Origin of the sequence: Psychrobacter pulmonis (assembly GCF_904846465.1) — a bacterium.
Lineage (GTDB): Bacteria > Pseudomonadota > Gammaproteobacteria > Pseudomonadales > Moraxellaceae > Psychrobacter > Psychrobacter faecalis.
This window is the reverse complement of record NZ_CAJHAT010000008.1, coordinates 22852-46222: the sequence shown is the minus strand read 5'-3', so window position 1 is coordinate 46222 and position 23371 is coordinate 22852. Positions and strand designations below refer to the sequence as shown.

The 23371-nt window shown below is 44.0% G+C and carries 22 protein-coding genes; 10 read left to right on the top strand and 12 right to left on the bottom strand.

The features are described from left to right. Positions 1-37 precede the first annotated feature (37 nt). The 3 genes from JMX70_RS12055 to JMX70_RS12045 form a co-directional block, all read right to left on the bottom strand. The gene (locus JMX70_RS12055; RefSeq protein ID WP_201592392.1) at positions 38-625 is read right to left on the bottom strand and encodes a hypothetical protein; all 588 of its coding nucleotides are present in this window, start codon (positions 623-625) and stop codon (positions 38-40) included. A gap of 98 nt (positions 626-723) precedes the next feature. Further along, positions 724-1542, bottom strand: a complete 819-nt coding sequence (locus JMX70_RS12050) for a DUF72 domain-containing protein (protein ID WP_201592389.1) — start codon at positions 1540-1542, stop codon at positions 724-726. Positions 1543-1582: 40 nt separating this feature from the next. Continuing rightward, positions 1583-2710, bottom strand: a complete 1128-nt coding sequence (locus JMX70_RS12045) for a polyprenyl synthetase family protein (protein WP_406947879.1) — start codon at positions 2708-2710, stop codon at positions 1583-1585. Between the two features lie 702 nt (positions 2711-3412). On the opposite strand from JMX70_RS12045, the gene fadB reads away from it, so the two are divergent. The 5 genes from fadB (at position 3413) to JMX70_RS12020 (ending at position 9306) form a co-directional block, all read left to right on the top strand. Further along, complete coding sequence (gene fadB, locus JMX70_RS12040; RefSeq protein ID WP_201592386.1) at positions 3413-5572, top strand: fatty acid oxidation complex subunit alpha FadB; 2160 nt, start codon at positions 3413-3415, stop codon at positions 5570-5572. Positions 5573-5716: 144 nt separating this feature from the next. After that, on the top strand, positions 5717-6889 hold the full coding sequence (fadA, locus tag JMX70_RS12035) for an acetyl-CoA C-acyltransferase FadA (protein ID WP_201592384.1): 1173 nt from the start codon (positions 5717-5719) through the stop codon (positions 6887-6889). Positions 6890-7136: 247 nt separating this feature from the next. After that, entirely contained in the window at positions 7137-7712 is a 576-nt protein-coding gene (locus JMX70_RS12030) for an isochorismatase family protein (RefSeq protein WP_191691966.1), read from the top strand. 240 nt (positions 7713-7952) lie between these two features. Then, entirely contained in the window at positions 7953-8597 is a 645-nt protein-coding gene (locus JMX70_RS12025) for an HD domain-containing protein (RefSeq protein ID WP_201592382.1), read from the top strand. A gap of 103 nt (positions 8598-8700) precedes the next feature. Continuing rightward, the gene (locus JMX70_RS12020) at positions 8701-9306 is read left to right on the top strand and encodes a DUF1287 domain-containing protein (RefSeq protein ID WP_201592381.1); all 606 of its coding nucleotides are present in this window, start codon (positions 8701-8703) and stop codon (positions 9304-9306) included. A gap of 87 nt (positions 9307-9393) precedes the next feature. On the opposite strand, the gene asd is transcribed toward JMX70_RS12020, so the two are convergent. After that, positions 9394-10227 carry an archaetidylserine decarboxylase gene (gene asd, locus JMX70_RS12015; RefSeq protein ID WP_191691972.1) on the bottom strand — a complete coding sequence of 278 codons (834 nt, stop codon included), beginning with the start codon at positions 10225-10227 and terminating at the stop codon, positions 9394-9396. Between the two features lie 128 nt (positions 10228-10355). On the opposite strand from asd, the gene dtd reads away from it, so the two are divergent. Continuing rightward, complete coding sequence (dtd, locus tag JMX70_RS12010; RefSeq protein WP_201592380.1) at positions 10356-10808, top strand: D-aminoacyl-tRNA deacylase; 453 nt, start codon at positions 10356-10358, stop codon at positions 10806-10808. Positions 10809-10857: 49 nt separating this feature from the next. Here the strand turns inward: dtd and JMX70_RS12005 are convergent, their stop codons facing one another. Beyond that, positions 10858-11466: a M23 family metallopeptidase gene (locus JMX70_RS12005; RefSeq protein ID WP_201592379.1), complete on the bottom strand. Its 609-nt coding sequence runs from the start codon at positions 11464-11466 to the stop codon at positions 10858-10860. A 190-nt stretch (positions 11467-11656) separates the two neighbouring features. Between JMX70_RS12005 and JMX70_RS12000 the strand changes: the two genes are divergently transcribed. Continuing rightward, on the top strand, positions 11657-12355 hold the full coding sequence (locus JMX70_RS12000; RefSeq protein ID WP_201592378.1) for a putative quorum-sensing-regulated virulence factor: 699 nt from the start codon (positions 11657-11659) through the stop codon (positions 12353-12355). A 54-nt stretch (positions 12356-12409) separates the two neighbouring features. Here the strand turns inward: JMX70_RS12000 and JMX70_RS11995 are convergent, their stop codons facing one another. After that, positions 12410-13297: an alpha/beta hydrolase family protein gene (locus tag JMX70_RS11995; protein WP_201592368.1), complete on the bottom strand. Its 888-nt coding sequence runs from the start codon at positions 13295-13297 to the stop codon at positions 12410-12412. Between the two features lie 396 nt (positions 13298-13693). On the opposite strand from JMX70_RS11995, the gene JMX70_RS11990 reads away from it, so the two are divergent. Next, positions 13694-14371, top strand: a complete 678-nt coding sequence (locus JMX70_RS11990; RefSeq protein WP_201592366.1) for an LOG family protein — start codon at positions 13694-13696, stop codon at positions 14369-14371. A gap of 102 nt (positions 14372-14473) precedes the next feature. Here JMX70_RS11990 and JMX70_RS11985 read toward each other — a convergent pair whose 3' ends face one another. Beyond that, the gene (locus JMX70_RS11985) at positions 14474-16015 is read right to left on the bottom strand and encodes an FAD-dependent oxidoreductase (protein ID WP_201592363.1); all 1542 of its coding nucleotides are present in this window, start codon (positions 16013-16015) and stop codon (positions 14474-14476) included. Between the two features lie 608 nt (positions 16016-16623). Here JMX70_RS11985 and JMX70_RS11980 point away from each other — a divergent pair. Together JMX70_RS11980 and JMX70_RS11975 are read left to right on the top strand one after the other, a co-directional pair. Further along, on the top strand, positions 16624-17058 hold the full coding sequence (locus JMX70_RS11980; protein ID WP_068405150.1) for a COG4315 family predicted lipoprotein: 435 nt from the start codon (positions 16624-16626) through the stop codon (positions 17056-17058). Positions 17059-17420: 362 nt separating this feature from the next. Then, on the top strand, positions 17421-17699 hold the full coding sequence (locus JMX70_RS11975) for a type B 50S ribosomal protein L31 (RefSeq protein ID WP_068405148.1): 279 nt from the start codon (positions 17421-17423) through the stop codon (positions 17697-17699). Between the two features lie 116 nt (positions 17700-17815). Here the strand turns inward: JMX70_RS11975 and JMX70_RS11970 are convergent, their stop codons facing one another. From JMX70_RS11970 to JMX70_RS11950, 5 genes are all read right to left on the bottom strand, one after another. After that, a complete protein-coding gene (locus JMX70_RS11970) occupies positions 17816-18670 on the bottom strand; it encodes an SGNH/GDSL hydrolase family protein (RefSeq protein ID WP_201592359.1) in 855 nt (284 codons plus the stop codon). Further along, complete coding sequence (locus tag JMX70_RS11965) at positions 18664-20061, bottom strand: nicotinate phosphoribosyltransferase (protein WP_201592356.1); 1398 nt, start codon at positions 20059-20061, stop codon at positions 18664-18666. The genes JMX70_RS11970 and JMX70_RS11965 overlap by 7 nt, the downstream gene beginning before the upstream one ends. A gap of 129 nt (positions 20062-20190) precedes the next feature. After that, a complete protein-coding gene (locus tag JMX70_RS11960) occupies positions 20191-21255 on the bottom strand; it encodes a bifunctional nicotinamide-nucleotide adenylyltransferase/Nudix hydroxylase (RefSeq protein ID WP_201592353.1) in 1065 nt (354 codons plus the stop codon). Between the two features lie 270 nt (positions 21256-21525). Beyond that, positions 21526-22161 carry a glutathione S-transferase family protein gene (locus JMX70_RS11955; protein WP_201592351.1) on the bottom strand — a complete coding sequence of 212 codons (636 nt, stop codon included), beginning with the start codon at positions 22159-22161 and terminating at the stop codon, positions 21526-21528. Between the two features lie 129 nt (positions 22162-22290). Further along, positions 22291-23280, bottom strand: a complete 990-nt coding sequence (locus JMX70_RS11950) for an alpha/beta fold hydrolase (RefSeq protein ID WP_201592349.1) — start codon at positions 23278-23280, stop codon at positions 22291-22293. Positions 23281-23371: the final 91 nt, after the last annotated feature.

The following is a 23371-nucleotide window of genomic DNA, read 5'->3' as shown; positions in this document are numbered from 1 at the left end:
CTGAGAGGCGTCCTTTTTTTGGTTTTAGATAGGGCTTCTACGTTATTACTTTGTTTCTTAATGCCTCGACCCAAAAACCTCTTAAAGCTCCGATGTAACGCTGAATATCCATTTCGGATAAAACAACGTTTCCATTTACTATAAGATATGGAAAATCCAGTTGGAGGTTTTTTCCAGCTTGACCATCTAAGCCATGCTTAATTGCGTTAGCTGCGTTTCTTAGCTCTTTATTTAGTGTTTTCCAATTTGGGCAAACGCTAAGGTCATAATTATTTTTAGCTAACTGAGGTTTTAATATATTAGATTTATCTGATCCTAACACTCTTTTTTTCTGTTTTTCAAACAAATGAAATAACCAAGTTGCTGTAGAGTTTAAAAACTCTTGCTTTAACTGTTTTTCAATTGAAAGATGGTTAATTTCTTTGAAATAAGCATCTTCTTCTATATGTGCTTCATCGTCTACATCAGGGTCGAAGCTCTTCGCTTTATTTTTTAGGAAGGCCTTTCTTCTTTCTATTGCTTCTAACTCAATGCCTTCAAAACTGTTAAATAACCGAGTAAGAGCTGTTCGTTCGAATCCATCTATTTCGTGCTTAATATCTAGCTTTACTATTTCAGGGTACATTAAATTACTCCGCTAAATTAATTCAAATTTATCTAAAATTTACTTTTATAAAACTATTTTTATTGAGAATACTACCTTGCTCAAAGCGAGCATATAAATCACAACACCTCAAACCCAAACTTACCCAACGCTTCCCTTAACATCGCAATATTATAATAAGCATGAGCATTGACGGTATTTTGGAAGAAGATATACAGCGTATCAAAGTGTTGACGCTGATTGGCAATCGCCTGCGCCCAGTCCTGCATCTCCGCTTCGCTATAGCGATAATCATGGCGGTCAGCAGCGCTCATGGCATCCCACCAGTTTAAGTTATTACCATGCATGCGCAGATAGCCCGTGCGCTGAGTAAATATCAATCGTGACGGTGGAAGACCGCTGACTTTTGGATAATCGACGCTACACCAAATCAGACCTTGTTTGACAAAACTATCAACCACTTGCGGGGTGTGCCAGCCATTATGACGAAACTCAACGGCTAGTGGATAATCCTGAAACCAGCTGACAAGGTTTGCCAGATATAGACGATGCTCGCGGGTACGATCAAAGCCGTGTGGGAATTGTAGTAGTAATGGCGCGAGCGCATTGGCTTCGATAAGTGGCGTGAGGGCAGTAATAAAAGCTTGCGCATGCTCGCTTGTGCCTTTACGTGCATGAGTAAAGTCTTGATGCAGCTTGACGGCAAATTTCAACTCACTGTCTGCTTGCACGTAGGCTTTATCGACCATACCAGCAAAGGCTTTTTGTCCAATGGGAGCGTAAAAGGTGCTATTAATCTCGACCGCGCCGTATTGCTTGGCGTATTCGCGTAAGAAGTCGGTCTTTTTGGTGCCAGTTGGGTACAGCGTACCAAGCAGATCGGTATCGCTATAGCCGCCCGTGCCGAGGTAGATACGCTGAGTAGGGGTACTTTCCATGTTGACCACCCTTTATCGTTTTTAATGTTTATTGCTGAACTTATTTTTTACGTGACCATAGCCATTCAATGAGTGCCAATAAGGCGTTGGTGTCCTTATTAGCGCTTAACTCACGACTATTTAATTCACGATTAAGCGCTGCGCGGCCGTCATTAAATAGCGATTGCGCATAGTGGGTCGCTTGCTCAACGCCCATCAGTTTCACATAGGTAGATTTGTCTAACTTTTCATCGCTGCCCGCAGGTTTGCCGAGGGTATCGGTGCTGGTGGTCACATCTAAGATATCGTCTTGGACTTGAAAAGCCAGACCAATATGCTGGGCGCAATCTTGCAAAGCAATACGCTGCGGCGCCGTCGCACCTGCACAGATGCCGCCCATGAGCATCGCCGCTTCAATCAACGCACCTGTTTTGTCACGGTGGATGGCTTCTAAATCACTTTGCGTGATATCAGTGCTGGCTTCGGCATTGAGGTCGAGCATTTGCCCAGAAACCATGCGTCTGGCACGCGGCGCGAATATCGCGATCAGCTGGCTTGCGATAGCAGAGTCATAGGGCGCAAAGGTTGGCAGCTCAGCGGTTAGTACTTCAAAAGCAAGTGTTTGTAGCACGTCACCGGCGAGCAGGGCGGTCGATTCTGCAAAGACGATATGGGCAGTTGGCTGACCACGGCGCAGCTCATCATCGTCCATACAGGGCAAGTCATCATGCACCAGTGAATAGGTATGCAACAGCTCTACCGCCAATGCTGCACGGCGCGCCATATCGTAATCGGAGTCGTTTTCTAGTAGTGATTCTAAATCGCTATTTTGCTGAATTTGCTTAGCTTCTTTATCAGTGCTTTTATCGACATATTCATCAGCCCTATTAACGTCGTCATTCGCATTGCTTCGATTGACACTATCAAAGGCGCTGGCGACCAATAACGGCCGTACCAATTTACCCTGACCGGTCATCACATAACGGCAGGCATCAAGCAGCGGACTTGGCAGCTCAGCGTAAGCAAATAGCATCTCGATATCTTGCGCCAGTTGCGCGCGCACGGCGCTATGAAATTGCTCAGTATTATTATTAAAGCTCGCAAAAGGCACCGTTGTTGAAACAGTGTTTGAAGCTGTTGTTGAAGACATAGGGCTTGGCATAGAAGTAGAAGCAGGGGAAACAGTCATAATCCAACCATTAATCAGGTGAATAATAAAAATAGCGCTAGTGTAGCATGATAGATTATATTCCTTATGCTACGAGTATTATCAATGACGTATTTTTGGCGGTTTAATGTTAAAAATTGGCGTAAAAAAGCCCGTTGAATAGGTGTAATAATGCAACAAACCCTTGTTACCTATTATTGATTTAACTTGACGGTTAGATGTGTTTTGATAATAAAGGCTAATTCTTATCTTAAATCTCAGTATACAGGCGGACACCTAAAGCACCTTGGCCGCAAGGTAAAGGGTTGGTGTCGACTTAAGAGTGACTTGCGAGTATGGTATTAGCTTGTGACAGTCGGGGGCATAATCCCCTACACTAATTGGCGTGAAAATGGTCTGGCACTTAGCGCATAGGTTTTTAGCCTGATTTAAGTGACTGATCATCTCAATGTTCAGTCAGTGTTTATAACATCAGTACCGGTAACAAACGTATATAAATGAAGCGCCGTATTCATATTTGCTATTACCTGATAGCGTTGCAAAAAATGAATACAAACATGAGCGTTGGATAATAAAGACATCTGCACTGCTCATATACTGACTTTTAAAGCAGTATGTTGGCAGTGTTATTACTCGTTTTACTAACAATAACTGACTATGACCTTTAATTTTAAAGCTTTTAATTTTAAAACGTAGCTTTCGTTATATAGCAAGGAGTTTCAAATGGTATACCAAGGAAATCGCATTACGGTGACAATGCTAGAGGATGGCATCGCCAACATGCAATACAACGCCGAAAATGAGAGCGTGAACAAGTTTGATGCTGAAACCAATAAGCAATTTGCTGAAGTTGTGACAGCGCTAGAAAAAGCGGATGACGTGAAAGGCTTAATCGTCACCTCAAGCAAAGGCGTGTTTATCGCTGGGGCGGACATCACAGAATTCGTCGGTTCATTTAAGAATCCAGAAAACGAAATCAAAGATTGGGTCGTTAATATCAATGACGCTTTCAACCGCTTTGAAGACCTGCCATTTCCAAAAGTAGCGGCCATCAATGGCGCAGCGCTTGGCGGTGGTTGTGAGATGACCTTGGTTTGTGAATACCGTGTCATGAGCGACAAAGCCATTATCGGTCTACCAGAAACCCAGCTCGGTATCTTCCCAGGTTTTGGTGGTACGGTGCGTAGTACGCGTGTGATTGGTATCGACAATGCGCTTGAATTGATTGCCACTGGTACGCCAAAAAAACCACTTGATGCGCTAAAATTAGGCCTAGTCGATGCGACTGTTCCTGCCGATGACTTGCAAGATGCCGCCATTGACCTAGTCAAAAAATGTATCTCAGGTGAGCTTGATTGGCAAGCGAAGCGTGAAGAGAAGCTGAATCCTGTAAAGCTAAACCAGCTTGAGCAAGCGATGGCGTTTAACAGTGCCAAAGGTATGATCTTTGCCAAAGCCAATCCTAAGCAGTACCCAGCGCCAGCAATCGCTATCGAAACCATTGAAAAACACGTCAATTTGCCACGTGATAAAGCAATCGAAGTCGAAGCGGCTGGTTTTGCCAAAGCGGCGAAAACCCCACAAGCAGAAAGCTTGGTCGGTCTGTTCTTAAACGATCAATTGGTCAAAAAACTTGCCAAGCAGCACAGCAAAAAAGCACATGAAATTACTGAAGCAGCCGTACTAGGCGCCGGTATCATGGGCGGCGGTATCGCGTATCAGGCAGCTAGCAAAGGCTTGCCAATCATCATGAAAGATATCAAGTCTGAGCAATTAGACCTTGGCATGGGCGAAGCTAGCAAGCTACTTGGTAAAATGGTCGAACGCAAAAAGATGACCCCAGCGAAAATGGGTGAAACCTTAAGCCGTATCCGTCCAACTTTGAACTATGGTGATTTTGCAGAGACTGATATCGTTATCGAAGCAGTCGTAGAAAATCCAAACGTTAAGCGTGCGGTACTTAAAGAAGTTGAAGGTTTGGTTAAAGACGATTGTATCCTAGCGTCAAACACCTCGACGATTTCTATTACTTATTTAGCAGAAGCACTTGAGCGTCCAGAAAACTTCGTCGGTATGCATTTCTTTAACCCAGTACATCGTATGCCACTCGTCGAAGTTATCCGCGGTGAAAAATCATCAGAAGAAGCGATTGCAACTACAGTTGCGCTAGCGTCTAAAATGGGCAAAGTGCCGGTTGTCGTCAATGACTGCCCAGGTTTCTTGGTCAACCGTGTGTTGTTTCCATACTTTGGTGCTTTTGACTTGCTGCTTAAGCAAGGTGCGGATTTTGCTCATGTCGATAAAGTCATGGAAAAATTCGGCTGGCCAATGGGTCCTGCTTATCTGATCGACGTGGTTGGTTTAGATACGGGCGTACACGGCGCAGAAGTGATGGCAGAAGGTTTCCCTGATCGCATGAAGCCTGATTATAAAGGTGCTATCGAGCATCTATATGAAAACAAACGCTTAGGTCAGAAAAACGGCGTTGGTTTCTATAAATATGAGACTGATAAGCGCGGTAAGCCAAAGAAAGTGGCTGACGAAGCGACTTATGAGCTATTAAAAGCGACCACGGATAGCGACAAGCAAACCTTTGATGATCAAACCATCATCGACCGCACTATGCTGGCGTTCTGTAATGAAACGGTTCGCTGCCTAGAAGACAACATCGTCAGCACGCCATCTGAAGCCGATATGGCGATGATTATGGGCGTTGGTTTCCCGCCATTCCGTGGTGGCCCTTGCCGTTATATCGACCAAATGGGTCTAGATAACTACTTGGCGCTATGCGAAAAATACGCGCACCTTGGCAAAGCTTATGAGGCGCCGCAAAAGATTCGCGATATGGCAGCCGCAGGCGAGACTTTTTACGCCACTGCGTAATGGTCGGTCATTACTAGGATGAAGTGCTGTACCCATGCTTGATAAGGTTGTTGATGGTTTATTTATTATCAATAATCTTTTACATCAAATATGACGAGCATTATGGTATTGCCACTGACAATAAAAATTGAAAAGGAAGATAGTATGACAACTTTAAGTCCAAAAGACGTGGTCATCGTAGATGGCGTACGCTCAGCAATGGGTAAATCTAAAAACGGTATGTTCCGCCACGTTCGCGCTGATAGCATTTCTGCTGAATTGGTCCGTGCCTTAGTTGAGCGTAACGACTTTGACCCACGTGATGTTGAAGACATCATCTGGGGCTGTGTGAACCAGACTTTAGAGCAAGGTTTAAACATCGGTCGTAATATCGGTCTGCTGGCTGGTATTCCAAAGACTGCGGGCGGCCAAACGGTGAACCGTCTATGCGGCTCATCTATGCAGGCGCTTCATACAGCTGCGGCGCAAATTATGACCAACCAAGGTGAGGTTTTCATCATCGGTGGTGTTGAGCATATGGGTCACGTTGGTATGATGCATGGCGTTGACTTAAACCCTGAAGCTTCAAAGCACTATGCAAAAGCGTCAAACATGATGGGCTTGACCGCTGAAATGCTGGGCCGTATGAATAACGTCACTCGTGAAGAGCAAGACGCCTTTGGTCTTGAGTCGCATCGCCGTGCATGGGCTGCCACCACAGAAGGTCGTTTTGACAATGAAATCATCGGTATCGAAGGTCATGATGCCGCCGGTCGTTTACAACTATGTACTGTTGACGAAGTGATTCGCCCAGATGCGACGATGGAGCAAATGCAAAAGCTACGTCCAGCCTTTGATCCAAAAGGCGGTACGGTCACTGCTGCGACCTCATCTGCACTATCTGACGGTGCGTCAGCGATGCTGGTCATGAGCGCGCAAAAAGCCAAAGATTTGGGTCTAAAACCACGTGCGCGTATTCGCAGCATGGCAGTTGCTGGTTGTGATGCGGCTATCATGGGTTATGGCCCAGTTCCTGCGACCCAAAAAGCTCTAAAACGCGCTGGCATGAGCATCGATGATATGCAAACCATCGAGCTTAACGAAGCGTTTGCAGCTCAAGCACTATCGGTACTTAAAGCCTTGAACTTGACCGACAAGCAAGACATCATCAACGTCAATGGTGGTGCAATTGCCCTAGGTCATCCACTCGGTTGTTCTGGTGCTCGTATCACAGTTACTTTGCTAAACGCCATGGAGCAAATGGATACTGAAATCGGTCTTGCCACTATGTGTATCGGTCTAGGTCAAGGTATCGCGACTGTAATTGAGCGTGTTTAAGCGTTTTAATAAATCTTTTTAGTTTTATATCTTTAAAAAAACCCCTAGTCATGAAGACTAGGGGTTTTTGTGTTGGTCAATTAAAAACTGGTTTTATAATATCCTGTTCATAATTGTTAATAAGATTTATCTTCATTGACCCGCTTAGCAAACTATGACTAAATAAGAATAAGAACAATAACGAAAACACCCATGATAAATCTAACATAGCCTTTAATAATAAGGTCAGTCGTACAAGGAGTGTACTATGTCTACCATGATTACCGATCGCACTTATCGTATCGCCCGCGAAAATACCCAAGCGATGATTATCGATATTCAAGAACGCTTGACGCCACATATCTATGACCACGAAAATATCGTCAAAAAAACCGTCACTCTGATTAAGGGTTTGCAAGCGCTCGATATTCCTATCATGCTCAATGAGCAGTATAAAAAGGGACTTGGCGATACCTTGCCTGAAATACGCGATGTATTAGAAGGTGACAATGCCAAAAGCTTTGAGAAAGTGACGTTTAGCGCCTGCGATAACGATGATTCGTGGCATTATTTAGCCCAGCAAAATCGTAGTATCGTTTTATTGTTTGGGGTAGAGGCGCATGTCTGCGTGATGCAAACGGCGCTTGATTTACTTGATAATGGCATGCAGCCCGTGATTATTGGTGATGCGGTCGGCTCACGCTTTCCTTATGATAAAAAGCAAGCGATTCGCCGTATTCGCCGCGCTGGTGGGGTCATTAGCACGGTAGAATCCATTCTTTTTGAGTTATGTCGCAGCAGTAAAGACCCAGCGTTTAAAACCATTAGCAATTTGATTAAGTAGCCTAATTAAGCCTCATGCTTAAGCAAATTTAATTATTAAAAATAGTTTCTTAATAACTCTCAAAAATAAAATAGCGCTCAATACTATCGGCGCTATTTTTTTATCGAAAAATTATATTGAAGCAAGTTGTTTACGGTTTTTATAACGGCTATCAATGCCGCAGTGCTTAAATATTTACTATAATATCTGCCTTTGCGTGAAAAGACAGCGCTCAAATTTATCAGTTATTTAGAGAGAATCATGACGTTACCCTATTCTAATGGTGTCAACCATACACCGTTGACCGACCCTGCGACTGCTGCAAATATTGATATTGACGATGTAACGCATTTTTTATTAGAGTTGGATGCGCTAAAACGCGTCAATCGGCGCAGTTATGTGACGAAAACAAATCGGTTGGAGAATTCTGCCGAGCACTCTTGGCATTTGGCGATGGCTTGTTGGTCAATTGCTGAACAGTTTGAGATTGATGTTAATCATGAAAAATTGCTGAAGATGGCATTAATACATGACTTGGGTGAAGTTGATGCCGGTGATACATTTTTATTTGCCAATAGTAGAGCTGACGCTCACGCTGGAGAGCGCGAGGGCATCGCTCGATTACGAGCTGAGCGCGGCAATGGTATCAAAAACTTAAGTGAGATTTGGGAAGCGCAAGAAACTGGCAGGAGCAAAGAGGCTGAGCTGCTGAGAGTGATTGATCGAATTTTGCCATTTTTGTTAAATTTAAATACGGGCGGGAAAACATGGAGTGATCATGAGGTGACACGCTCGCAAGTGACTGGCGTCATAAGGTTTATTAAAGACAGCTTTCCGAGTATTCATCAATGGCTATGGGAACAGGTTGAGTATGCAACCGAGCAAGGCTGGCTGATTGATAGATAAGTGGTTAAAAGTTTTTTTTGCCTGTCAGCTGTTTACAAATTACTCATTATCTTCCTGCACTAAAGCCTTTATATTAGGGACAATCACGCAAAGAGACGGTCACATGAAAATAGCTGGTACTTATAAAACATTCGCGAAATCACTGGTTTTTCTTGGCGTACTAAGTTTGGCGCAATTGGCGCAGGCGACCGAGTCTGTTGGTAAGGGCGATAAATTGGCCTATGATGCCAAAAAACAGATAGGTGTGACCACTAGCTATGATCCTACCTATCGTCAGCTGGATTTTCCGCGTGGCGATGTACCGATAGAAACCGGCGTTTGTACCGATGTTGTCGTACGGGCATACCGTCTGCAAAATATCGATTTACAGCAGTTGGTCAATCAAGATATGAAGTCCAATTGGTCGGCCTATCCAAAGACGTGGGGACTAAAATCAACCAATAAAAATATCGATCACCGCCGTGTGCCGAATCTTGAGGTGTTTTTTAGCCGTCATGGTCAAACATTATCTACCACTGATAAATCTAGCTTTCAAGCCGGTGATATAGTGACGTGGCGGCTGCCGAACGGCAATTTACCGCATATGGGCATCGTTTCTAATAAAGTCGCCGCTGATGGCTCGCCGTTGATTATTCATAATATCGGACGCGGAACGCAAGAAGAAAACATCTTATTTGCGTATCCTATTCACAAGCACTTTCGGTACTAGATTGAATACGTCTAATAAAAAACCTAGCTAAGCTGAGTGGCTTAACTAGGCTTATACGTAGAGGTTTTTATAGCCTTCATACAACTGCTATTTATTCGCAACACCCAATAGCTGTCCCATTTTTACCATACTGTTGGCTTGTAAGCTGTCTTGCCAATCGGCTTTTGCGCCTTTTGGTAGAACGACAATCGCCGTTGAACCTAAATAAAAGCGTCCAAGCTCATCGCCTTTGGCAAAGCTCATATTGTGAACCATTTCTTGGATATCCTCAGTGCGGCTGATTTTACCCGTCGCGACGGTTTCGATACCAGCGACAATCATAGCGCCAACCATCACCACCGCCGCTTTGCCGTACTCTGTATCAAATAAACAGACCAAACGCTCATTACGGGCAAATAAATCCGGCACGTTTGCCGCCGTGACATTATTGACAGAAAATAGGGTACCCGGTATATAACGGGTCTTGGTCAAGGTACCAGCAAATGGCATGTGCACGCGGTGATAGTTACTCGGCGCGAGATATACAGTGGCAAAGCTACCATCAGCAAAATAACTGCCATCTTCGCTATCAGCGAGTAGTTGACCGATGTCATAATGACGACCTTTGGCTTGCAGTAATTTATGGTCGCGGATTTGCCCTAACTGCGAGATAATGCCATCGGCAGGACTGACAATTCCATTTGCGCGGCTATCGATGAGCCGCGCGTCGTCTTTTAGCTCACGGGTAAAAAAGTCATTAAAGCTTTCATAAGCATTGAAACTTTGGCGCTCGTATTCATCTAAGCTGACATTGTAAGCTTTGGCAAAGCTGCGGATAAACGCACGTTTGACATAAGGGTGGCGGCTGGCGGCCAGACGTCCAGCGACTTTACTCAGCTGCTGCTGCGGTACAAATTGTTGAAGGGTGGCAAATAAATTCATAATAAGGTTACCAAAATAGGGTTCGATGTAATTATTAATAGGCAAGTTAATGGCGGTATTTTATCATGGTCAGGGTATGATTGTATGACCATAAACTGTAAGCGATTTATAAATAAGGAAGGCTGTAAATGAGAGCACTGATACAAAGGGTGGAGCGCGCCAGCGTCACTGTCGATGCGCACTGCGTTGGTGCGATTGAGCATGGAGTCTTGGCTTATATTGGCTTGGGTCATGAGGATAACTTGCAAAGTGCGCAGCGTATGATTGATAAAATCCTTACTTATCGCATTTTTGAGAATGACGATGATCCTGCTAAGTTTGGTAAATTGGATAAAAATGTCCAGCAGGTAGGCGGTGGTTTATTATTGGTGTCACAATTTACCTTAATGGCAAAAACCGATAAAGGTCGCCGTCCTGACTTTGGCGGCGCGATGGCACCTGATGCTGCGCAAGCGTTATTTGAGCAACTGGTAAATTACGCCAAAACCCAACATCCCCATGTAGCAACTGGTGAATTTGGCGCTGATATGCAAGTGTCGAGTGTCAATGATGGGCCGTTAAATTTTTTATTAGAAGTTTAGAGCTTTAACGTTTTAGACGTTAAAGCTTTAAAGGCTAAAAATTTAAAAGCTAGCGTTCAGGCTTTTGTAAAAGTGGATAAGGGTTGACCGCGCTGCCATTGATATAAATCCCATAATGGACGTGCGGCGGCGTGCCTTTGGCATTCCCGCTGTCGCCGACGTAACCGATGATATCGCCGGCATTGACCCAGTCGTTCGGGCTGATATCGGCATAATCCTCTAAATGGGCATAATAATGTCCGGCGCCGCCCGGGCCAATGATGACCACCACGCGCCCGCCTAAGCTGTTTTCGCCAACTTTGCTGACGATACCTTGTGTCGTTGCTTGTATCGGCGTACCTCGTTTGGCAAATATATCGATGCCTTCGTGAGAGCGACCTTGGCTACGCGCCGCGCCCCATGTATCCGTTAAGTGTTGTTCGGGCAGTGGGCTAGGTAAGCTATTTTCTGTCGGTAATGCTTGTTGTAATAAACTGAGCTGTTGCCATTTTGCCAGTACAAACGACTGAGTTTGCTTGCTGATACTCGGTAAGAGCTTGTCAAAGACAAATAACAGCATCAGTAACACCGTCGCCTTGATGAATACACTTAGTACACGGCGTAAAAGGTTTGGTTTTTTACTTGGGCTTGGCTGCGGATTATTGCCATCTGCTAGCATTGATATCTCTTTTTTAAATTAACGCTCATAGATAGTATAAGAGCTATCACCGCTATTTTTTGTATACCATTGTTATCTTTAGCTTTTATCCCCATAAATATAACGTAGTTTTTAAAAATCACCTATTTTTTAGGTATATATAGAAAACTGATATTACTACCTATTTTCAAATAATGATGGCCAAATCTTTATGATCGACACTGCGCTGATTATCGATACCGAAACCGACCAAGGTCGTGATCCGCGTCCGATTCAAGTGGCGACTATTAATGTGGCGACAGGATTTGAGTGGATGAAATACTTTAATAGTGGGCGCCCGATATCACCCGTGGTCATTAGAATTCATGGTATTACCGATGATGATGTCGCCGGTCTTGAGCGCTTTGAGTTGGATGCGTTTGAGTTGCCGCAGTATTTGATTGGCCATAATGTGCGCTTTGATTGGCGGGTGATTGGTAGTCCGACTACTAAGCTGATATGTACGGTGCGGCTGGCGCGCGTGGCCTTTCCAGAATGGAGCGCCTATGGGCAGTCGAAATGTATCGAGCAATTATTAGGTAAAGGCGAGGCAGGTAAAATGACGATTGCTGCTCATGATGCGCTGGGCGATGCGCGCATGTGTTATCTGCTATATCAGGCCTGCTGCGAGCGCCTAGAGATTGCGCCGACAGATTTTGCAGCAGCGCACGCTATCGCCAATAAAGCCAATCCACTGAGCAAAATGCCCTTTGGCAAACATAAGGGTACGTTGATTAAAGACGTGCCAATTAGCTACGTAAAATGGATGCTAGGCAACATTCATAATATGCAGCCGTCGCTGTATTCTGCGTTGACCAAGCGTGTGCAAGCAGAACAAGCAGAACAAGCAGCAAAAATCACGCAAGACTAAATACAGTTGCGCTTGAATGGCATGCGCTTGAATAGCTGCACTAAACAAAGCTTATTACTGCTTGGCTAGCCAATCGATTGCCATTTGCCAAAGCTGCGGGGCTTTAGCATTGGTTTTGCTACTAAAATAGCGCATATGACCGATACTATTTAAGCCAAATTCTTCGGGGTCAAAATAGCGTTTTTCGACTGGCATTTTGCTAAATACGCGAATCATATCGTCCATATTGTTGCTATTGGCAATCTCATCATCGCTAAAGCCGAGCCACAACGCAGGCATATCAATCTCATCGTAAAAATGGGTGTGAATACTTTTGCCAAACGCGGTTTTAATATAGCCTGCGCCATTGCACCACTCGCGCCATTGACGAGCGACGCCACGTGGTAGTGGCTCGCCCATGCCGATTTTATCCGCTGGCGTATAGCCTAGCGTTAAGGTGGTGAGCGGAATAAAGACGTCCATAAAACCCATCGCTTTGAGCTTGTAAGGCATGTCCATATTTTTGATTTGCCCTGATGAACAAGCAACATTAAATACTGAAGTAAGCGCCTTATAATTTGGCATCAAACCTATCAGCTGACCGCCGGCGCTATGTCCAATCAAATGATAAGTGGCATCGGCAAATTCGTCTTGTAAGGCATCAAGGACGGCTGGCATGTCATGACGACCCCAACTGATTAAAGAAGCATCACATTTCGTCAAATCAGACGATAGCGATTCACCGATACCTTCATTATCAAAGGTTATGACCCCAAAGCCGCTTGCTGCTAAATAAGTGGCAAAATTATGATAAAACTGGCGTTTGATACCAGTAGCCGGCGCGATCATGACTGCGGCTTTTACTTCGTCTCTAGGGCGATAAACGGTCGCTGCCAATGCTCGATTGCGCTCAGTCATGATGCTTAGGGCATAAATATCTGTTTGATTGTGCGGATTTTCCATGGTTTAACCTTCATGTATTTTTGTCATTTTTATGAGTAAGAGTTTTCTTATAAGTAAAGACTTTGGGTAAATAAAAACGCTTGCTAGGCGCACAGCGTTTAAAAACCAGCGTTTAATAATCAATATTAAGCGTGCAGTCATTAAGCCGTGATTGGTTGCTTACTTTATAGCTTAGCTGGGTGATCACCGCATGATGACTTTGCAGTAACACTGCTTATGGTAAAATAAATCTTAGTAAGGAAGGCAGGCAAAAATGACTTCTAAGTTCTATGAGCAAGCTCGACGTTGTATATTTTGAGCAATTAACCTACATCAAAAAAACAACATCTATAACTAATCATGTTTTAATAGTTAAGTATTTAATAAGAACAATGTATATAAAATTAAGGAAACTCTATGCAAATGAAAATTAACAATGACACTTATGAAGTCATTACCAGTCAAGACATTACCAATATTGAAAAAGCCGTGGATAAATCAGCGCTCACCATGCCACTGGTAGCGGTTTATTGTGGCTCACGTTTGGGCAATAATGACGTTTATGAGCAGGCGGCGCGTGAGCTTGGCAGTGCGCTTGCTGATAATGGCATGGGTTTGGTCTATGGCGGAGCGAGCATCGGGCTGATGGGCGCAGTCGCTGATGAGGTCATCCGAGGTGGCGCACAAGCGATCGGCGTGATTCCAACCTTTATGCTCAAGCATGAAATTGCTCATGAGCAGCTGACGCGCCTGCATTTGACCGATACCATGCATACCCGTAAAACGGTGATGGCAGAGTACGCCGATGCCTTTATTACGTTGCCGGGCGGGCTTGGGACGCTAGAGGAAATTATGGAAATTGCCACCTGGCGTCAGCTATATCAGCATGAAAAACCGATGATTATTCTTAATATCAATGGTTTTTATGACTGTATGATTGAACATTTACAATACACCGCTGAGCAAGGCTTTATGAAGCAACAAGACCTTGAGCGTTTGGTCGTTTGTAATACCATTGGCGAAGCGATTGCCATGCTAAAAACCGTCGTAAAAATAGATGACGCCGTTGATACTGAGAAAATGGCGGGAAACTAGCAGCAGGTATTTTTATCAATAACTAAATATAAAAAAGAGAGCAAGGCTAACATTAAGCCTTGCTCTCTTTTTTGCTTTGACTTTATTAACATTTAAATCATTTTAATTAGTCTCATGAATACTATGATTTACGCCCGCCATTGCCATTGGAAAGCTGCGCTCTTGCGCTAAATGACGCGCGACCTTATCAATTGCTTCGCTATTATTTTGTGCCAAATACGCCCATTCATGCGCATAACGCTGATGGTTTTCTGGCGCTTCATCAGCAACCAAACCAAGCGTCGTCAATTCATCAACGATTTGATCGGCAGCAATCAGCGTCGATGAGGCTTTGATGTTTTCTGCCCGCGCATAGCGAATATTAGAGTATAAGCTCACATCGGCAACGCGCAGGGTATCGTCTTGCCCAGGTATTTGCTGACCCCCATAGAGCGCATTGCCAACTGTTCGCGCGCTATGAAAGGTCGGAACGAATTCGGCAACATAATCAATCGCTTGCTGGCTACGCGCTTGTAGTGGCGCTTTATCCCAGCCGTCTTCGATATAGTGCAAATATTGCGACGGCAATTTCGGTTGCGCGCTATTTTTGTTAGAGGCGACCAATCCATCATCAAATAAGGTGATAAATTTACTCATACCATGTATCTGAAAATAACCATCAGGGTAGGGTGTTAGCTGCGCCATGCCTTCCGGTGTGCCGCGCTCACCGTAAACGATAATTTCTGGTATTTGACCGCCAGTATCGCCCCAATGAGTGATATAAGAGGATTTAAACTCGACCATGCGCGTGACTTTGACACCGACCATATCATCTATGATGCCAGTACGAAAACCACAAGCGTTGATTAAATAATCAACTTCGATAGAATCGGTTTTGGCTTCAGTATCAGTATCAGAGCTCGCTGCTTGTTGATAATCAATGCGCCATTTGGTCACATGATGGTCAGCATTTGAGCAGTTTTCACAATCGACTGGCATCACTTGCTTTACCTGCGTATCGGTAAAGACATGCGCGTGCTCATAGCCTTCTAAAGCCAATTGTGCAGACGCTGCCAAACGGAAGATATTCCAGCCGTATTCTTGTACGACAATCAGCGGAAATTTGACCTTGTTTAAATCCAAATACTTAGCAACTGGTATCATCCATTCATCAACCGTGCGCGGCACCGCGACTTGCTCGCGCTCAGATAAGGCAATCAGTTGCTCATGGCTGTAAAGCTGATAGTAGTTTTCAGGTTCGCCGAGCACTTTATTATTGGCATCTTCGGCGATAAGGTCGCGATAAGCGTCAGTCAAAATATCTAAACGCGGCAATAAATCCTCAGGCAAACCTTCATCGCGCGTCGGTACTGCAAATACCGTTGGGCGTACATCAATGGTATAAGGATAAAGGCGCAGAATATCGATGCATTGTTTGAGTAGGGCAACGCAATCTTCATCAGGTATTTCACGATATAGATTGCCGCCAGCATGCAAATGACACATCGGCGGCCCGTCAATTAGCGAGGTGTTTTTTTCAAATAAATACGTCTCAAGGCCCAATGCCGCAAGGCGAATCGCGATGGTTGCACCCGCTGTACCGCCACCGAGAATACCAACCCGTTTGCTAGCAGGCACTTGATTGTTCATAACAGAATGAGTCATTGTCGTTGTTATATCCTTAGTCGCATTCCTATATTCAGTTAGTAGGAATGGCTCGGCGTCTTTGTGAAATAATTCGTTGTTAAGTCTTTAAACTACTAAGTTTCTATATTTCGTTTTTTAAGTGTCTTATATTCGCCGCGCTTATATGTTAAATAACGTGTTTTTCTAATGCGTATGTTTTTTCATGCAAGGCTACCGATATGCGTACAGCGAACCCTAAGTTCAACAGTCATTTTAAACCGCTATAGTCATATTTCTTATTGTGTAGTAGTTCTTAATTTAGATGGATTATTCTACGAAAAAATTACTCAAATTAGCATGGCAAAAACGTAAGTAGATGCATAAGTTTTGTCAAAGGATGGCAAACAAGGAGCGACTAAAACACAGCTTTATAAAAGCATTTTTAGAAAATCGAAGAGCAAACTTTATTTAATTTGTAAACTTTATACGCTTTTGTAAATTTATATGGTGCGAAAAATAACTGATTTTATGTCTGTGCTATAGTAAAAATACTTACGGTAAGCTTCAAGCCGTTTTATGCTTTAAGGTATAGGATTGCAGACCACAAGAAGCAATTTAAAAAAACCACTATTAACAAGGACGTTACTATGAAACACATACTTATGTTATCTGTTATTTCTGGTGCATTGGCGCTTAGCGGTTGTTCTACGTTTAACAATATGCTGGGCAAGGACGATTCTGGCATGCATGAGGTGCAAGCGACCACTAAAAATACCGCGCCAGTTGCCAGTAAAAATGGCATGTTGGTCGATGCAACCAATCATATGACCTTATATACTTTTGATAAAGATTCTATGAATAAATCAGAATGTGGCTCAGCTTGTCTGGTTGCTTGGCCAGCGTTTTTGGCACCAAGTAATGCCAAAGCCTCAGGACAGTTTGCCGCCTTTAAACGTGAAGATGGCAAATATCAATGGGCGATGAATGGTAAACCGTTATACTTTTATGCCAATGATACCAAGGTTGGCGATAAAGATGGCGACAACAAACTTGGCGTTTGGCATATCGTAAAAACCAAATAACTTTCCATTTTTCCAAAAATAAGTTTTCCATAAAAAAGGCAGCTAGGGTGGCTGCTTTTTTATGATTATTTATGAGGTTTTTCGACTCAACATAATGGCGTTAAGTCGAGTTCATGGCATGGTTTTATCGTAGAAGCGGCTTGCATCGAGTAGCAAAAACCGTTAAAATCGCGGTTTGATTTTCCCGCTGGGGAAAGGCTAAGTGAGCAGCGGTGTGGTGTTGGGTGCTGGAATAAGCCAGTGACGTAATTGCCAGACTGACAGATGTCCTTAGTGCCTCAGTTACGTATGTGAGCGTGCTTAATAGCTAAAGAGGCTATTAATCAAAATGCTTACCATACATCGGACATAGAGAGTTTATTATGCGTAAAGATATCCATCCTAATTACCAAGAAGTTTTGTTCCATGATACCAACGCTGACGTGTTTTTCTTAACTCGCTCAACCGTTAATACCAAAGCTACTCGTGAATACGAAGGTAAAGAATACCCATACTACCCACTTGATATTTCAAGTGCGTCGCATCCATTCTATACTGGCGAACAACGCAAAACGTCTACTGAAGGCCGTGTTGCAAGCTTCAACAAACGCTTTGGTGCGTTTGGTGGCCGTAGCAAGAAAGCTGCTGATTCTGCTGAATAATTTATACTTATGGTATAAATATATGTCGCGAAGCAGTCTTTTGCTAAGCAATAAAAAACCGCTGACTATTCAGCGGTTTTTTTTATCTAAATTTTAATGTTCAGTATTTGCACTACTCAGCTACTTAACTTAGTAGTCGACGAATCTAGCAACTCCACAATCAATTCTGCCACTTGCTGCGCCCAATAACCATACATCAAACTGCTTGGATGAAAACCGTCGCTGGCAAACATCACTCTGATATCGATCGGCGTGCCGTTAGAATGTTCTTCTATCATGCGCGCAAAGTTCGTTGCCATGTAAGTGACATTGTCATGAGCGGCACAGATTTGCTGCAAGCTATTATCAAGGATAGCGGCTTTGGCGCCAACGAAGTTATTCAATGGCGCAGGTATCGCAGGCATTTGAGCCATCGGAGGTAAGCTTAAAAAAACCAGCTCGCGTACGCCAAATTTACGCTGGGCGATAGCAATGATATTTTCAATCTGCTGTTGCCATTGAGCCGCAGAGACTTTGGAGGTGGTGTCATTAACGCCGACACTTAATACCATCACATCAATAGGTTGGCTCGGTGCAGGCAACACATAAAGCCTGCGCAAAATATCAAAGCTGGTATGCCCCGTGGTCGCTTGTAACGACCAGTTTAAGGTATCAAAAGCGCTTTGGATAGCTGCCTGCTCAGTCAAAATAGGTATCAAATGACCGACCAGCGCCTCTTGTTGGGTCTGACTACCGACGCCAGCCGCTGCCGAATCACCAACGACCATCAGGTTCAATATATTATTGCTTTTACCCTTTGAGGTAATAGGCGAGTTATTGAGCTGAACCTGTCCATGACGCTCGCCATTTGGCTCAGGTAGGCGTACAGTATCACGCTTGATTTTGTGCCCTTGATAAAGGTAAACAGGAGCAAGCAGCACGTCCTTGGCAGCAGCGGTTATTTGATTTTGCATTTTTTTAGTAGCTACCATCCTGCACGCTCCCGAATCGTAGTGAGGTTGTCTTCAATAAGTAATTTACCATCGATATATACATCGCGTAGTAGGTTATCTTCAGCTGTCGTTAAATCATCCGCTTTAATGGTTTCTATCTTGCCTTTGCTGTTTTTTATGAGTGTCAAACGGCCTCTTTTTGAGCGTTTTGAGCGACTGGTGACAGGGTCTTTATAGATATCTTTCCATACGCCATCGATAGAGATGGCACTGGCTTTCATCGCCCAGCTCATGGTATCGCGATTGACTTGCTGTAGTAGCCCGCCGCCCATGCCAAAGGTGATGTTGTCGGCACTAAAACCTGCGTTTAAGACCACATCGATGATTTTGCCTAAGCTTTGCGGGCTGATACCATCGCCTTGGATAATGCGTACATAGTCGGGCAGCACTTTATAGCCTTTGCTATTTATGGTGGTGCCAAACTTTACCGCCAAGCGCTCTAAGGCTTCGCGCACCACTTTTGCCGGATCGCCGCTATCTGGACGGATAACCAAAGTTCCGCCCATATTTTTGACGTCGTCTTTTAGGCTACCGCCCCAAATATTATCAATGGCATTCCATAAATCATAGCTGTCAGATACCACAGAAAAACTTTTACCAGCGCCGCCAAATTGTTCAATCATATTGGCAAAGGCGGCGGTTTCTCCGTCGCGACCCCACGCCGTCATGGTGCTATGCTCAGCAGCAGGGATAGAAAAGGCTGCCATCTCTTTGTCCATGTGATACCAGCGGCTGGCGGCAACCAAGGCCGTCATCGAGTCGGTACCAGCAAAGTTCACCAAATGCGCAAGACTACCAAGGGCGACAGATTCTTGACTAGACGCACCGCGCGAACCAAAATCATGCAAACGGAAAATCAGCGACTCGGTATTGTCGGCAGATTTTTCTAGTGCCTGACGAATGATGCCTTTGCAATAGTGCGAGACGCTAGCGACGGTTGAGGGATACCAAATCGCACGCAGTAGCGCCGTTTCGATATAGCTTGGTAGCCAGTAGAACTCAGGGTCAGTATTAATAATTTGGCAGACCACATTGGATGCTGGAACGACGCTGCCTTCAGGAATGGCTTCGATGCGCAGTGGCAGATAGCCGCCATACTTATCGACTAACAGCTCCCAACCGGCACGGTTAAAGGTTAAGCCATGGGCTTGAATGACCGTTTCGGCTTCATCGATATCTTGATGGGTAATCGGCGTGCTAAGGTATTCTTTGATAAAGGCTTGCAAGCCAAAAAATACCACATCGTAGTCACCTTTACGCGCTTCGATATAGCTTGATAGATACTCGCTACCTTTTGGATATTGCACCCAATGGGAGGTTTTATAGCTGTCGCTATTTAAGATTAAATTGTTTAAATTGCTGGTGTACATCACAGAACTCCTCTGCTTTGAGATGCCGCAGCTGTTTTTTAATAACCGCTGCGGCGGTGAGCCATTGCCGTCTATCGGCGCTGGCGTGAAAAAAGGTTAATAAAAATTGCACAGTCGCCTGATAAACGCCTACAAACCAACCATTTTGGTGATAATCGCATAATGGTCTTCAAACATCATGGTCGCATCAAGCTCAGCGAGTGGCAGCCAAAACGCGGTAGCTGCATCGTCGCCACCTTTTACTTTTGGCAAGCCTTTTGGGTCATTTTTAAGCTGAAAATAAAAAGCTTGGGTAATCGTACGCCCACGCGCTGAGCGATACGGGTCGTCAAAGGTATGCTGACTATGACAAGAGCCGCGTAGCACCGGTTCAGGCACTTTTAAGCGCGTCTCTTCGCGTAGCTCGCGGATACAGGCATCAAAGAGTGTTTCTTTTGGATTCAAAAAACCACCCGGTAATGCCCATAGCCCGCGTCCTGGCATACTGCGGCGTTCAACCAATAAAATGTGCCCTGATTGTACGACGAGCGCATCAGTGGTCATAAAGGTTGGTGGATAAGGCGCAGACTCCCATTGTCTTTTATATTTATCGACAAAATCGGCTTCTTCATGCAGGTTTTGATAAATATCAGTCTTTTTAAAGTCATTGAGGACGTTGCGGGTTGATTCGGGGGTGCGCTCAGGCGTTGGTGTGGCGCCCATTAGATAACTGTCACGAATAGGGGTCGCGGATAAATTGTGATAATTGGGTACAGAAACCGACGCCCAATTTGGGAATAAGGATAAATAATAAGATGAGCTGTCTTTTGAATGACCAATCAGCCCAATATCAGCCTGTAAGTCGCCGGTGACGGATTTGACGCCCGTCTGCACATATTGCAGCCAACGCGTGTCATTGTAGAGTGCATCGTCGAGGCCGACACAGTGAATTCGCGCCGCTTCTGCTGGCAAGTAGGTGTTCTTAATCATCGCCGCCCGTTCATCGACACTAAATGGATTACGCAGACTGCGCGGCAGGTTGGCAGAACCGATCAGCATAATGACGTTATCGGCACGTTTTAATGCTTCATCGACCACTGCCTTATGCCCGCAGTGAAACGGCTGGAAACGTCCAATAAATACCAAATAACGGTAGTCTTTACTGTTATTTTTATCCGAGCTTTTATCCGAACCTTGCTCTGCTGATTCACTCATAACGGCCAACTCCTAACTTACTGCTATTAATTATCAATTTAAAATGTCTCAAAGAGGCTAATACTGACACAGCCTATATCTGGCTGACAAGTATAAAGATGTTTAGTGCCGTGACTTTATCGCTTTAACGAATTTTAGCGCTTGGTTTTTGCGCTATGAATGTTATTTTAAAAGACAATATTTTTATAGATATAAAAGCAAAGACCCTTCTAAATGCTAGAAAGGTTAAGGTTAGAAAGGTTTTTGCAAAAGCTTGGAAAATTAAAAATATCAAATCTCAAGTGTTTTGATTTTTTCTAAGCCTTGCTGCTCAATGACGGCGGTCAAACCTTTATCTTCTTCAATACGTTTGACAAAGGTATCAAGGTTTTTATAGTCAGATAGATCGATCTCAAACTTTTTCGCCCACGTTAGGGTGATGTATAAGTAAATATCAGCCGTGGTTTTACTGCCTGTTAGATAGTCGGTTTTACCGAGCTGCTCGTTGGGCAGTCTAAGCAAATGGGCGATTTTTTCTTTGGCTTTTTGCTTTAAGTTTTCTTGTGCAGCATTGCCTTCAACGAAGCCATCAGGGCCAAAGAGCGGGGCAAAGACTTTATGCAGATCGGCATTCAAAAACCCTAGCCAATGCATTATTTCACCTTTACCAGCCGGTGAGGTATCTGAGCCAAAGATATTGGCATCTGGATAGCTGGCATCGATATAGACTTGGGTGGCAATGTTTTGGGTGATGATAGTGTCGCCATCGACGATAGCTGGTACCGCGCCTTGCGGATTGATACGTAGATATTCTTCTGATTTAACCGAATCATGATTTAATAGCTTGAGCTCGTAATCTGCGCCCGTCCATTCGAGGGCGGTGTGCGGTACAACGGCGCAAGTTCCTGGTATGACATATAACTGCATAAATTACTCTTTTGAATTTGTTATGGCGTTCAATCCAGTCTAAACAGCCGATCTGGCCAAGTCAGTTATGTTATGTGAAGTTAGTTTTAGGAGATGTAGCATTATCATACAAACTTTATCTTGCATGCGTCATCCTGCATGTTGCTCAATCCATTCCGCCACCGTTGGCCAGATCTCTTTGGCAGCCGTACGACTGTTTAAAATGCGGCTATGGGTATAATCATCCAAGTCACCATGACTTCGCGCGTATTCACGAAAAACGTTAGCAGAGTTTTTGTTGAGCGAGCGATTAAAGTCGTTAAAAAGTGACAGGCAACCTCGAGTTGGCGAGATGAATTTATCACCCTTGGCGCTGATAGCATAAATGGGTACGGTAATATTCGGCATATACTGCCGATAATCAAAAATCGCACTTTCAGGAGTATTTTGCTGGCGAGTGTGGCTATCAAAAGTACTTTTCTGAACACCATTCGCATTTATATCACTTTGTTTAATAAAACTGCTGTGGAAGTTTTTATGCAAATTCCACTCATACCATTGATTCATGGTGTGATGGTTTTCATTGATGGGTCCCAGTTTGAGTTTTCTGGCGGGTATATAGCCAAATAGACGGGTAAACATCTTGGCGGCGACTATTTTAAAATAGTTCTTCAGATTGACGATGGCGCCGTACACTTGGCAAGCAAACATGCTGATGCTATTTATTTTATTGATATACTGCGGATTTTGAATGAGAAACATCGTTAAGCAAGCGCCGCCGCCACTATGGGTGACGCAGTGTAAATTGCTGAGCTTTAATTCGTTAAATAAATAATCAAAAGTGGCGGCAAAATCATAGGTGGCGACAGTTTCGAAATTGAATTGGTCTGTGGGGTTTGAGCTTGCACCATGAGCGCGCCATTCCATGATATAGCAATGATGGCCAAGTCCAGCTAGGTATTCAGCGATTCTTAAGCAGGTTTTTTTGTCCGAAAAAGTGCCATGGGTTAAGAAGATATTTTGACCTTTATGAGCATTAACGATAGATAATTGATGGCTTTTTTCATTATCAAAAACTTCCCAAATAGCGATTTGTACGGCATCTTTGGTGGTCACAAAATTTAGATTCTCAGTCAACATACTGCTCTCTCAAAATAGTTAAGATTCTGATATTTATTCTTTTAAAATTTTCATAAGCTCTTTAGTGCATTCTACGCCCGCTAGACTTGAT

Excerpts from the sequence above, each read along its gene's own strand:
- JMX70_RS12045 (WP_406947879.1), bottom strand. The coding sequence starts at position 2,710 with ATGACTGTTTCCCCTGCTTCTACTTCTATGCCAAGCCCTATGTCTTCA.
- JMX70_RS11985 (WP_201592363.1), bottom strand. The coding sequence starts at position 16,015 with ATGACTCATTCTGTTATGAACAATCAAGTGCCTGCTAGCAAACGGGTT.
- JMX70_RS12050 (WP_201592389.1), bottom strand. The coding sequence starts at position 1,542 with ATGGAAAGTACCCCTACTCAGCGTATCTACCTCGGCACGGGCGGCTAT.
- JMX70_RS12020 (WP_201592381.1), top strand. The coding sequence starts at position 8,701 with ATGAAAATAGCTGGTACTTATAAAACATTCGCGAAATCACTGGTTTTT.
- fadA (WP_201592384.1), top strand. The coding sequence starts at position 5,717 with ATGACAACTTTAAGTCCAAAAGACGTGGTCATCGTAGATGGCGTACGC.
- JMX70_RS11990 (WP_201592366.1), top strand. The coding sequence starts at position 13,694 with ATGCAAATGAAAATTAACAATGACACTTATGAAGTCATTACCAGTCAA.
- JMX70_RS12005 (WP_201592379.1), bottom strand. The coding sequence starts at position 11,466 with ATGCTAGCAGATGGCAATAATCCGCAGCCAAGCCCAAGTAAAAAACCA.
- dtd (WP_201592380.1), top strand. The coding sequence starts at position 10,356 with ATGAGAGCACTGATACAAAGGGTGGAGCGCGCCAGCGTCACTGTCGAT.
- JMX70_RS11975 (WP_068405148.1), top strand. The coding sequence starts at position 17,421 with ATGCGTAAAGATATCCATCCTAATTACCAAGAAGTTTTGTTCCATGAT.
- JMX70_RS11965 (WP_201592356.1), bottom strand. The coding sequence starts at position 20,061 with ATGTACACCAGCAATTTAAACAATTTAATCTTAAATAGCGACAGCTAT.
- JMX70_RS11960 (WP_201592353.1), bottom strand. The coding sequence starts at position 21,255 with ATGAGTGAATCAGCAGAGCAAGGTTCGGATAAAAGCTCGGATAAAAAT.
- JMX70_RS11970 (WP_201592359.1), bottom strand. The coding sequence starts at position 18,670 with ATGGTAGCTACTAAAAAAATGCAAAATCAAATAACCGCTGCTGCCAAG.
- asd (WP_191691972.1), bottom strand. The coding sequence starts at position 10,227 with ATGAATTTATTTGCCACCCTTCAACAATTTGTACCGCAGCAGCAGCTG.
- JMX70_RS11980 (WP_068405150.1), top strand. The coding sequence starts at position 16,624 with ATGAAACACATACTTATGTTATCTGTTATTTCTGGTGCATTGGCGCTT.
- JMX70_RS12055 (WP_201592392.1), bottom strand. The coding sequence starts at position 625 with ATGTACCCTGAAATAGTAAAGCTAGATATTAAGCACGAAATAGATGGA.
- JMX70_RS11995 (WP_201592368.1), bottom strand. The coding sequence starts at position 13,297 with ATGGAAAATCCGCACAATCAAACAGATATTTATGCCCTAAGCATCATG.
- JMX70_RS12030 (WP_191691966.1), top strand. The coding sequence starts at position 7,137 with ATGTCTACCATGATTACCGATCGCACTTATCGTATCGCCCGCGAAAAT.
- JMX70_RS12000 (WP_201592378.1), top strand. The coding sequence starts at position 11,657 with ATGATCGACACTGCGCTGATTATCGATACCGAAACCGACCAAGGTCGT.
- fadB (WP_201592386.1), top strand. The coding sequence starts at position 3,413 with ATGGTATACCAAGGAAATCGCATTACGGTGACAATGCTAGAGGATGGC.
- JMX70_RS12025 (WP_201592382.1), top strand. The coding sequence starts at position 7,953 with ATGACGTTACCCTATTCTAATGGTGTCAACCATACACCGTTGACCGAC.
- JMX70_RS11950 (WP_201592349.1), bottom strand. The coding sequence starts at position 23,280 with ATGTTGACTGAGAATCTAAATTTTGTGACCACCAAAGATGCCGTACAA.
- JMX70_RS11955 (WP_201592351.1), bottom strand. The coding sequence starts at position 22,161 with ATGCAGTTATATGTCATACCAGGAACTTGCGCCGTTGTACCGCACACC.